A 12,013-nucleotide genomic window follows, 5' to 3' on the forward strand; every position below is an offset into this window, starting at 1 on the left:
AATGGATACTAATAAAGGAATTATCGCCTGGTTTGCCCGCAACAGTGTCGCCGCCAACTTACTGATGGCAGCCTTGCTTATTGGCGGTTTGTTTAGTGCTGTACTGATTAATAAAGAAATATTTCCAACATTTGAATTAAACCTCATCAATATCAATGTGGCCTACCCCGGTGCTGCGCCACAAGAAATTGAAGAAGGGATTAATATAAAAATCGAAGAAGCGATTCAAGACATAAGCGGGATTAAAAAAGTCACTTCTGTTGCCAGTGATAGTGTTGGTTCAGTGACGATTGAAGTCGAAGACGGCTACGAAGTACAGCAAGTTTTAGATGAAGCCAAGCTGCGTATCGATGCTATTGCGACCTTTCCAGATAACATCGAAAAACCCAATATTTACCAAATAAAGCCAGAAAACAATGTCATTTGGGTGTCGGTCTATGGCGACATGACCTTGCATGACATGAAAGAAATGGCGAAGAGTATTCGCGACGACATTACCGATTTACCCGCGGTCACTCGAGCAAAAGTTACTGGTGTTCGTGACTACGAAATAGGCATTGAACTGTCTGAAGACAAATTACGTGAATATGGTATTACGTTTACCCAAGTCGCTTTAGCAGTACAAAACTCATCGATTGATTTACCCGGTGGCTCTATTCGTGCCCAAGACGGTGACATCTTACTACGTACAAAAGGCCAAGCTTATACTGCAGATGACTTTGCTCAAATTGTAGTAGAAACCCGTGCTGATGGCAGCCGGATTATGTTACCGCAAGTGGCCACCATTAATGATGATTTTGAAGAACGTTTAGAGTACACCCGCTTTAACGGCAAACCTGCTGCCGTGATTGAAATTACCAGTATCGACGATCAAAATGCGTTAGATATTTCTTCGCAAGTTAAAGCTTATGTTGCCGAACGTAAAAAGAGCTTACCAAGTAATATTCAACTTGATACCTGGGGTGATTTAACTCACTACCTGCAAGGCCGTTTAAACATGATGTTGTCGAACATGTTTTATGGCGCCCTGCTGGTATTTATTATTTTAGCTTTGTTCTTAGACCTTAAACTCGCATTTTGGGTAATGATGGGGCTACCGGTGTGCTTTTTGGGCACCATGTTACTCATGCCGCTTGAGCCGTTTAACATGTCGATTAACATGCTGACCTTATTCGCGTTTATTCTGGTGCTGGGGATAGTCGTCGACGATGCCATTGTCATCGGCGAAAGTGCCTATACCGAGTTAGAGGAAAACGGACACTCGTTGGATAACGTGGTAAAAGGAGTGCAAAAAGTAGCCATGCCCGCCACATTTGGGGTACTCACTACCATTGCCGCCTTTATCCCGATGATTATGGTCTCCGGCCCCATGGGTATTATTTGGAAATCCATCGGTATGGTGGTGATTTTGTGTTTAGCATTTTCGCTGATTGAATCAAAACTGATTCTACCCGCGCATTTAGCTCACATGAAAATCAAAAAACGCAGAGCACCAACCCATTTTTTATCGCGGTTTAAATTTGCCCTCAACGAATGGTTACAGCATTTCATTCATAACGTCTATCGTCACTTTTTAGAGCGTTGCATTAAACAACGTTACAGCGTGGTGGCAGTGTTTATTGGGGTACTGATTTTGTCGATTGCGTTAGTGCAAAGTGGCAAAGTGCGTTGGGTTTTCTTCCCTGATATTCCATCCGATTTTATTCAAGTACAACTTGAAATGGAAGAAGGCAGCTCTGAACAAAACACCTTAAAAGTACTACAACAAGTCGAAGATGCGTTGTACAAGATGAACGCCAAACTTGAAGAACAATATGGTTACCCAATGGTGAAACACAGCTATATTGAACTAAGTTCGCGCAGTAGTGCGTTTGTGTTTACCGAACTGACCAAAGGCGAAGACCGTGAAGTCGACGGCGTCGCAATTGCAGAAGAATGGCGTAAACAGCTGCCCGAGTTATTATCAGTTAAAAAGCTTAACATCAATGCCAGTACCAACGATGCTGGCGGAGATTTATCATTCCGCTTAACGGCAACCGACCTAGGCCAGCTATCTGAAGCGGCCAAAGTACTTAAGGCTAAACTGGCCACTTATGAAGGCGTGTATGATATTACCGATAACTTCTCATCCGGTTCACACGAAATACGACTAAACATTCGCCCAGAAGCAGAAGCACAAGGACTAACACTGTCTGATTTAGCTCGCCAAGTCCGTTACGGCTTTTATGGTTATGAAGCCCAACGTATTTTACGTAATAAAGAAGAAGTGAAAGTCATGGTGCGTTACCCATTAGAACAACGCCGTACTGTGGGTGATCTTGAAAACATGCTTATCCGCACTCCGTCTGGCGCGGCGGTGCCATTTTCAACAGTGGCAGATATCGAATTGGGCGAGTCATATGCGTCTATTACTCGTGTCGATGGCCGACGAGCTATCACCATTACCGCCAATGTGAATAAAAACAATGTTGAACCATCGAAAGTGGTCGCTGAAATTCAGGAAGATTTTTTACCTGAATTAACCGCACGATTCCCTAAAGTGGCTTCAGCATTAGATGGCGGCAGCTTGGATGAGCAAAACGCCATGTTAGGGTTAGCGCAGGGCTTCTTTTTTGCCATGTTTACTATTTATGCCTTAATGGCTATTCCATTAAAATCGTACACTCAACCGCTGATTATCATGTCGGTGATCCCGTTCGGCATGATTGGCGCCTTGTTTGGTCATTACATTCTTGGCTTATCCATGAGCGTATTAAGCTTATGCGGAATTGTGGCGCTAGCAGGGGTGGTGGTAAACGACTCGCTTATTTTAGTCGATTTTGTTAACCGAGCACGGGAAGAAGGTAAGTCGCTGATGCAATCGGCTATCGACTCTGGTTGTTACCGCTTTAGGGCAATTATCTTAACTTCGCTAACCACCTTTGTCGGCTTAGTACCGATTATTATGGAAAAAAGCTTACAGGCTAAAATTGTTATCCCAATGGCGACATCATTAGCTTTCGGTATTTTGTTCTCTACTGTAGTGACGTTAATTTTAGTGCCGATTCTGTATATCATTCTTGATGATATAAAACGCCTATTAAGACGATTTTATATTTGGTGGTGGCAACCTAAACCTGCTGAAAGTGAGTTCAGCTCTGACGAGCACCATTAATCGAATTAATCCCGATTGTTAACAAAAAAAACAGAGCTAACTTAGCTCTGTTTTTTTTGCAGTAAAATCTGCGAGCTGAGCAACATAGTCACTATTAAAATTCAGCTAAAATGACCGCTATAATCTCCATGAAAGAAAGCCTGACATGACCGACACAACGTTACCAATGCCAACCTCACCTATACCAACATTAGTTTACGATATCGGCAAGCACCGTTATCTCAATATTACTGCTAGGTGCACCTTAAGATGCCAGTTTTGCCCCAAACATAATGGCTCCAAACAAGTGCATGATTATGACTTATCACTCACTAAACGCATTACCGCTGATGACGTTTTACCCTTGCTAGGCAATGTACATGAGGTTGAAGAATATGTTTTTTGTGGTTTTGGTGAACCGACTTTAAACCTTGACTGCTTACTGCAAGTTGCTCATGCAATAAAAGCGCAAGGCGGCAAAGTGCGATTAAACACTGACGGCCTCGGTAACCACTTTCATAGAAGGAATATTTTGCCAGAGATCAGTCAATGTATAGACAGTTTGTCTATTTCGCTTAACGCCGATACACCAGAAAGCTATCAACAGCATTGCCGCCCTAAGCTTGCCAATTCGTATACTGCATTGCTGGATTTTATTAAGCTTGCACCGAGTTATATCTCTCAAGTTCAAGTGAGTGCCATTAACGGACTCGCTAATGTCAACATTGACCGCTGCCGTGATATCGCAGAACGAAATGGCGTAGTATTTAAACAGCGGGAACTTGATAACATTGGTTAAACAAATAGCGCCTAATCGCAGCTAGACGTTTTCGCGAATGCCGGCTTCATGCTAGTATTGCCACCAAGAGAATGCTAAAAAAGTGGCACCATGTCTAAACACACAGCTGTGAGTTCTTCAAACTCGTTATTAATTTCTTCACAGGCGACTCATTGGTCGCAACAGCACATTCTTTCGCTGCTAAGCCAATTGATTATTTTATTAATTGCGGTGTTTATTGTCACTAGTATGGTGGTCAATTTAGGCGAGCGTCGCCTACAAGAAGATTGGGCAGATCAGCGCTATAGTGAGTTACAAACTGTCGCGTCCTTAGCCTATGACAAAGTGTCATTTTTACAGTTTAGAACCCAAATCATCGCCAAAGGTGAGTTACTGAGACAATACCTGCAAAACCCATCAGAAAAGCTGCAATTAAAAACCATCGAAAACTGGGATTCATTAACTGACAATATTCCAGAACTGCTTGGGCTGGCATTGTTTAACCCTCAAGGGCAACTCCAATTTGCCACTACCGGTAGTTTCAATAACATGCAACTCCCCGCTGCATTATTAGGCTCGGGCAGAAATATGGGCGGCAACGACATTTACACTTCACCAATGGCATTTACGCCGATTGATGGCATCTTAGAACCCTATTTTTATCAGTTATCATGGATTGAAAATCCAGACCAAAGTATTAAAGGCTATTTGGTCACTTATAATTCGATCGTTAAATTACTTGAAACAATAAAACCGGCTTTTTTTAATCAAAATTCACCATTGCTCATGCTAGATACTCAAGGGTTCCTCTATGCAGGAGCCAACCAACCTGCACCACTAGACAATATGCCCGATGCACTAGGCGCAAGTTTAAAGCAATCTTACCCAGAATTGTGGCGAGTGATGGCCATGAATAACTTTGGCCAATTTCACAGCCATGATTCCACTTTCGTGTATTTAAAAGTCGAGTTAACCAGTCAATATGAAACCAAAAGAGAATACTTTCTATTGTCTTATATTCGTCATGACGACATTGCTGCTCGATATGCACAATGGCGAATAGTGATCATTATCGCAGGATGTTTAATCGCTCTGCTCGCCAGTTTACTGATAATACTAAGGCATAGATTTGTACTTGAGCGACGCGCAAAGCAAAATAGCGTTCAATTGAGTAACGGTTTGTTTAACAGCGAATTGAGCTGTTTAATCGTTAACGATAGCGGTCGAATCCAGAGCATAAATGCCAAAGCTGCTGCTGCACTATCTTTACCAGCTGACGTTCTTAAAGACCGCAGTTTGCAACGAGTATTGCATCTTGATGATGAACGCTTTAATCACATTAAAGAGGCGTTAACCCATCATAAACAATGGCATGGTGAGATCAGTTTAGAGACGCTAAATAGTAGTATGCTACAAACACATATTCGCAGTAAAAAGTGCCCTAACAGTAATGAACATTACTGGTTAGTCACATTTGAAGACATTACCGCATTGTTTGAAAGTCAACGCCAAGCCTATCTCTATCAATTAATGAGTAGCGGAGCGGTTGCTATGGCACTCACCGATGCCAGTGGATTAATAATAAAATGTAATAACCAATTTGATCACCTGATGTCTTTACACGGAGACACCAATATTTCGATCACCGAACTACTCGGCGATGAGCTGAAAAATCAATGGCAAAATATTACTGCACAAATTAGCCTACAGGGAGAGTGGACTGCGCAAGTTATGCCATTTAACCATAGTCGTTATGACCATTGTTTAAAAACGACGCTAGCAGGCCAATTGACATTTGAAGGTGATATTGAATACCTTATTTGCACATTTGAAGAGACCACACCAGCGGTGTCGACCCAAAGTAACAGTAACGTCATTGGCCATAGAAGCGCCATAGTGCTTCGTTTAAATGAGCTTGAAAATTACTTTTTCAAGCTCAGCGAACTCACTAAAGAACACTCAAGCTTACTGGTAATGGATATTAACCCAGAAGGAATTTTCAGTAATATGGGTAATATGAGCCAGCTTGAAAAGCGTCAAAAGGACATTGAACTGCAATTATTGATTGAGTTACCGCTTAATTATCAAATAGCACAATGGCAACTCGGAAAGCTCGTCATCTTGCTGACCGAAACAAATGCAAACTCTGCACATCAATATGCGATTAATATGCTTCAAAGTCTTGAAGAAAAGAATTTAGGTGAAGGGATTAACATTGGTATCGCCAGCTACTTGCAGCCACAAAGTTTAGATACATACCTAGCTAACGCTGAAATAGCATTAAAAAGAGCTAAACAATCTGTTGACCAGAACATTTGCCAAGCCTTTACGCGCCCCACGAACAATCAAAGTAATCATTAAACTAACAACCGCCGGTGAAATTGATCGATAAAATCACCTGACGCAGTATTGTGTAACGTCAGGTGATATTCAATTGGAACCGTTGTTTAATGACAGGATAACTCCCATCCATTAGCGACTCGATGAGCACTTAAATACGAGTATTGCGTTCAATCTAACCTTAAGCGTGTGGTTTCGGATGACTAACCACTTCAGGAAGGATCTCATCAGATTCGAGCCTGAAAGGCTGAACATTATCAGGCAGTTTACTTTCGGTAATTTCAACAATGCTTGAACGATTCATGGTCACTTTAAAGCGAGCATATTCAGGTTGTTGCTTTCCGTCACGTAACACCGCAACCAAATTGACTTGATAACGACGCTCAACAGATTCATTGCTAATATTGCCTTCACTTTCTGAGTATATTTTAGCTTTTCCGCGCTCTAAATGGCGTGCAAAAGGCACTAAACTGAAATTCACTTGTTCTTGTATCTGTGAATAATCTGCCTCAAAGGGCTTATTGGTTACCTTAGTTGCAATACGATAATGCAGTACTTCCGAGTCCACTTTATTCTGGCTGTGGCGTTGCCTCATAATATCTGAAACCGCTTTAGGAATATCTTGGCTGCGCATAAATTCAAGCCAAACTAACTGCTTGGCCACCACTGTTTGAGTGGTGGTATCACGTAAAATACGGCTCCACCTTGGACGACCGCGTTGGATAAGGCGCCACATCGCATTACGAAAATCCTCTTTAAAGATTTCCCTGAAACCATAAATGACTGCTAACGTCAGTAGCAAGGTCAAGGTTAATCCATTAAAGAAACCTTGCGCTTTTATAATCAACGCTGATACCACTAGCATTACCAGCCCAGTGGCGACGCCAGTAACAAACTTCTTTAGCCCTACCCCAAGCGGTTTTAATTCTTCTTTTAATACTACGCCTTGTTGAATGAGTCGACGCAATAGCAACATCTTATTAGAAATACGGTTGGCGTCTTGCTGGGTTTGCATAGAGTTATATTTACATACTTGCTCGCGGTAGTGATTTTCGTTACGACATAAGTTAAGTACTTTTTCTTTAACATCACTATAGTCAGCACTTCTAGGACTACGTGCTAATGTCTTTAATAACTGCTGTTCACAAAACCAAGACAAGTAGTTATCTGCATGCTCAAAATAAGATTTCCACTTAGGATCATTTGGTTCATTGCGACGAAACTTTTTCAATAGTTGCGTAACCACATCACAAAGTTCATCTAAAGCAGGATAAAACTCATTGAGATCAAGTTTTTGGTGTAGCTCTTTTACGTCAGTTTCAATGGCAACAGCAAATTGATAAGCGAATAAATTAAGGTATAAACGAAACTCTTCTAAGGTTCGTTTATTTAAACTGACGAAACGGGACTGAACTAATGGTAAATGCAGCCCTTTAGAATAATAAGAGCGACGTCCAAGAATACTACTGTGATAATAATCCTCTTCATCTAAGGTATGCGAACCAATGCCCATTTCTGTTGGCAAATAAAAATACAGATCAAATACCCGCTGATCACCAGGGCCCATTTGATGACTGAACTTAATTGATAACGCTTCTTCTTGTTTTACTTTAACTTTTGCCACTATATATTTCACACACCTTTTAAAATTGACACTGAACTACTATACCGCAAAGGGAATATTAAGCTAAAAGTTAATTTATTCAATCAAAATTAGTCGGAAGTATTTGCGGATAGTAACTGACAGGACCAGGTGTTATTACTTGGAAGGAATTTTAATGTTGCTTTGGTCAATGTCTGATCTAGGTCAATCACTTGAATCTGTTGAGATACACTAAAACCATCCTTAAAGTCAGGGGTAGTTATGCCGTATTCGTTACGTAAATATGGATGTAGTCGACTGTTTTCTTGCCAACTGATAGGTTGTAGTGTTAATTCTAGATGATAAGTAAATGAGCCCATATCAACACGCTTGACCTTACCTAATAGATTAGCAATTTCAGTAAAATCTGTTGAGGAATCAAGTTTATAAGTCAATTGAGCTTGATGATGATCAATGTCTAACATTAACCATAAATTGCTTTTATCAACCGTTAATAACGATTCTCCTTGTTGACTAAAATAACCATCAGCATGGCAATTGAAATACCAAACATTATGGGTATTTGCAATACGATTCAGAACACTAATAGCAATAAATATGATAAGCAGAAAACTTAATACAAAAAAAAGCTTACCGCGTTTTGACCGCAGTAATCGGTGCATTTTAATGTGTATTAATCTAGCCACAAATGTGTACCTTTTGTAGCCATTGTTGGGTGATAAATGGCGTACTCATATCATCGATACTGACTTTAACGCTATTAACTAATGGTGTCGTTTCACTCGCGTCGGTCAATGTGAAACTCATATAATCTTGATTGGCAGACAGAGCAACGTGAATTGAATCCCAGCGAATATTATGACAAAGACGTAATTGCGATGATAAGCAGTCCGCATGTAATATGGCATCTTGCTGATTATTATTGCCAAATACAAATAGCTGAACAATATGCCCATCAGGGGTCAACACTTGACGCAATACATCGGCTTGAGCAAACTCCGGAGGGTTTAGCTTAGAGTAAACAAATAACAAAACACCTAATAGAATTACAATAATAAACAGATACTGACCTAAAGATAATAGCCGCTCAGGTAGTTCCAATATTTTGGTACGCTTAGCGGTGGCTGTGGTATATAAAATCACCCCCTGTTCTGGTACATATTCAATAAGATTGGTATGGCGCTGACACATGTAATTGATAATTTTGCTGATAATATCGAGTAGTTCAGCATGGGATAATTGGTGAGGACAGTCGCCTGAAATAGCCACAGTTTCAAGCATAGATAAGGGAACAACTTGACCACGATGTTGGACTAACTGGCTCAAAACCCAATACTCGTGATCATTTAAATGCCACTGAGTTGCCGTGGTCTGATCGACCAACAAACGTCGTGTATTGTCGAACCAACAACATCCTATTTGCATCGCACTGTCTCAGTGTATCGACCGATACAAAAAGTATACTCTCAAAGTGAGAGTTGCATGGTTGTTAAGTCGGCTATCCTGTGGATAATATTGCATATTCGTGAACTAGTTCGCGAATATGGTGATTATTTGCGCAAGGTATAATTGCATGATAATGAATGTAGAAATCGCTAATTTATATCATTGTTGATTCGACCGTATTTGGAATGAGAAAGGTTAAAGCAAGGTAAATACAGGCCTAATAAGGAGTGCAGTTAATCAAGCAGGCAATAGTAGAAATGGAGTCATCAATAGCGAGCATTTTAAAGATAGAATCAACTCAATCAGTGATGAATAACGGTTGGAGGGATATTTTCAAGCGAGTTAATGCCGCGATTGAATAAGGCTACGGACTAACAGTGGCTCATCAGCAAGTGTTTCTGGTATACCAGTAAGATAATATTACGGCTAACGGTCCATAAAAAAAGCTGGCAAAGCCAGCTTTCTGTTACTTACACTCAAGTTAACTTAAGGCTATTAACTTAAAATGCGTAAAGTAATGTCATGTTTGTTTCAGTGTCAGTACTTTCTTTGTCATCAAGCGGTTCACTGTTATAACGAACAATAACGGCAAATTTCATCGCTAGAGCACCAACGATATTTGCAGTTAATGACGTTTCAGAACGTGCATCTAATTTACTACCCCAATCGGCAACAAATTTCTGCTGGAACTTAGATGAATCACTGATCTTGGTTTGGAAATCAATCACCGCGTGAGCAACAACGCTGTCGTCGCTATCATAACCTTCTGCCAGTGCTGATTCTTCATCAAGTTGCTGATAAATATAACCAGGACCTGCCTCTGCTTTTAAAGACATTCTGTCGGTGTCAATAAAACGGTGACCATAACCAGCTGAAGTCGTTGAAGTGAAATCGTAACCCGTGAATGGATCAACTTCATAGTTAGTGTTAGCAAACAAATAGCTCACATCATTAATTTGATAGTCGCCTTGCACACCAAGGAAATAACGCTTTGCAGTCACTTCTTCTGTGTCTTCTTTGTATAATCCTTCAAACACATACTCGTTTTCCCAGTCACCTAATTCTTGTTTCAACGCTAGGCGCGCTTTAAACGAAGAAGTATCGGTATTACCTGTGGTTAAAGTCGCACCTAATTCTGCTTCACCAGCAAGAGTGGCATCACCTTCAACAAACTCACTTCCAGCATGTGCTGCAAATGGCATGGTTAGTGTAATTGCTGCAGTAAGTAGCAGTTTTTTCATGTCATTTCGTCCTTTATTTACGATTTACAAAATCTAATGGGGGGCATGCGCTTAAAATTCCCACGCATACTAACACTTTGATCGCAGAATTGAAAAATAGTCATCCCCTTAAGCGCTAAGCTACAAGGCTCTTAGATTGCCAACTGCCACTGCGCCAACGCCACAACATCGCCAACCCTCTAACCCATTCATCAAGCGCTAAAGCGGCCCAAATGCCCAGCAAACCAAACTCTAAGTGGATCCCGAGATAATAAGCACCAGGCACCGCAATACACCACATTGAGAATAAGCCCATAAAAAATGGGAACTTGGCATCTCCACTAGCTCTTAGTGCATTAATCACCACTAAGTTAAAGGTTCTACCGGGTTCCATAACTAACGTGAGCACAAATAATTGCCCCACAAGGACAATAATGTCCTGTTCATCCGTAGAACGACAAGATTAGGTCCCCATATTGCAACGAATAAAGCCACAATACTGGTCACAATCAAACCCAACTTTAATGCGCGATACATTTGGTGCTCTGCGGCTTTTAATTGCTTAGCCCCCACCATATGGCCAATAATAATTTCGTTACCAATGCCTATCGACAGGCCAAACAATAAGATAAACATACAAATCTGAAAATATAATGACTGCGCCGCTAAGGCCTTATCACCCATTAAGCCAACAAATGAAGTGACTACCATAAATTGCAGCATCCATGAGACGTTTTCACCCGCTGCAGGCAAGCCAATGTGAAACACTTTTTTCAGCATGGCTTTATCTAGACGCAAAATACTCGGAATATGTAATGGTATTTTGGTATAGCGTACAAACAACACCATCATAATGCTCACACCCACTAGTCGCCCGACAACAGTACTAATAGCGACACCTGCTACACCCATTTGTGGCAAACCAAACCAACCATAGAGTAATAATAAGTTGCCGATAAAGGTGATCACATTCATCGATAATGTTACCCACATGGCTTGCTGGGTAAAACCATGAGCACGCATTCCCGCCGCTAAGCACATGGCCATTGCTTCAGGAATTAAACATAAACCGACAATTTGTAAGTACAATTTACCATCGGCCATAAGCTCGGCTGGTAAGTTCATTAAATTCAACATCATGGTTGAGCCGGTTAAAATACCTACCGCTGCGACCAAGCCAACTAAGAGATTGAATCCGATAGATGAATACACCACGGCACTGGCTGCAGTTTTATTATTGGCGCCTAAATACTGGGTAATGACAACACTAGCGCCAATACTAACGAAACTAAATAACGTAATCGCTAGCTCAAACACCATGTTACCTACAGACAACGCCGCCACTCCCTGATACGACACATGACTTATCATAAAGGTATTAATTGCTGCTGTTAAAAAGTGCAAAGCAAAGTCGACGAACAATGGCCAGGTCAATGAAAATAAGGATAAGGGAGTATTTGGCTTAACAAGCATATGAGTAATTCAACTATTAA

At 41.0% G+C, this 12,013-nt stretch carries 9 protein-coding genes; 3 read left to right on the top strand and 6 right to left on the bottom strand.

Annotated elements, in window-relative coordinates; genetic code table 11:
* Nucleotide 1 precedes the first annotated feature (1 nt).
* The 3 genes from EGC86_RS13790 to EGC86_RS13800 all read left to right on the top strand — a co-directional run bounded on the left by EGC86_RS13790 (nt 2) and on the right by EGC86_RS13800 (nt 6,272).
* Nucleotides 2–3,154 (top strand): efflux RND transporter permease subunit, encoded by a 3,153-nt coding sequence (locus tag EGC86_RS13790; RefSeq protein WP_123777945.1) that lies wholly within the window; start codon nt 2–4, stop codon nt 3,152–3,154.
* Nucleotides 3,155–3,299: 145 nt separating this feature from the next.
* Nucleotides 3,300–3,932 carry a TatD family nuclease-associated radical SAM protein gene (locus tag EGC86_RS13795; protein WP_123777946.1) on the top strand — a complete coding sequence of 211 codons (633 nt, stop codon included), beginning with the start codon at nt 3,300–3,302 and terminating at the stop codon, nt 3,930–3,932.
* A gap of 90 nt (nt 3,933–4,022) precedes the next feature.
* Entirely contained in the window at nt 4,023–6,272 is a 2,250-nt protein-coding gene (locus tag EGC86_RS13800; protein ID WP_011636143.1) for a PAS domain-containing protein, read from the top strand.
* Between the two features lie 160 nt (nt 6,273–6,432).
* Here the strand turns inward: EGC86_RS13800 and EGC86_RS13805 are convergent, their stop codons facing one another.
* The 6 genes from EGC86_RS13805 to EGC86_RS13825 form a co-directional block, all read right to left on the bottom strand.
* A complete protein-coding gene (locus tag EGC86_RS13805) occupies nt 6,433–7,875 on the bottom strand; it encodes a hypothetical protein (protein WP_011636142.1) in 1,443 nt (480 codons plus the stop codon).
* 89 nt (nt 7,876–7,964) lie between these two features.
* Complete coding sequence (locus EGC86_RS13810) at nt 7,965–8,540, bottom strand: hypothetical protein (RefSeq protein ID WP_123777947.1); 576 nt, start codon at nt 8,538–8,540, stop codon at nt 7,965–7,967.
* Nucleotides 8,533–9,180, bottom strand: coding sequence for a hypothetical protein (locus tag EGC86_RS13815; protein ID WP_123777948.1), 648 nt, complete (start codon nt 9,178–9,180; stop codon nt 8,533–8,535). Before EGC86_RS13815 ends, EGC86_RS13810 begins: the two co-directional genes overlap by 8 nt.
* Nucleotides 9,181–9,800: 620 nt before the next feature.
* Nucleotides 9,801–10,541 carry a DUF481 domain-containing protein gene (locus EGC86_RS13820; RefSeq protein ID WP_011636139.1) on the bottom strand — a complete coding sequence of 247 codons (741 nt, stop codon included), beginning with the start codon at nt 10,539–10,541 and terminating at the stop codon, nt 9,801–9,803.
* A gap of 115 nt (nt 10,542–10,656) precedes the next feature.
* On the bottom strand, nt 10,657–10,929 hold the full coding sequence (locus EGC86_RS21080) for a hypothetical protein (RefSeq protein ID WP_245423162.1): 273 nt from the start codon (nt 10,927–10,929) through the stop codon (nt 10,657–10,659).
* Nucleotides 10,917–11,993, bottom strand: a complete 1,077-nt coding sequence (locus EGC86_RS13825; protein ID WP_245423163.1) for an MATE family efflux transporter — start codon at nt 11,991–11,993, stop codon at nt 10,917–10,919. The genes EGC86_RS21080 and EGC86_RS13825 overlap by 13 nt, the downstream gene beginning before the upstream one ends.
* Nucleotides 11,994–12,013: the final 20 nt, after the last annotated feature.

It is taken from the genome of Shewanella frigidimarina, assembly GCF_003797125.1.
Taxonomy (GTDB): domain Bacteria; phylum Pseudomonadota; class Gammaproteobacteria; order Enterobacterales; family Shewanellaceae; genus Shewanella; species Shewanella frigidimarina.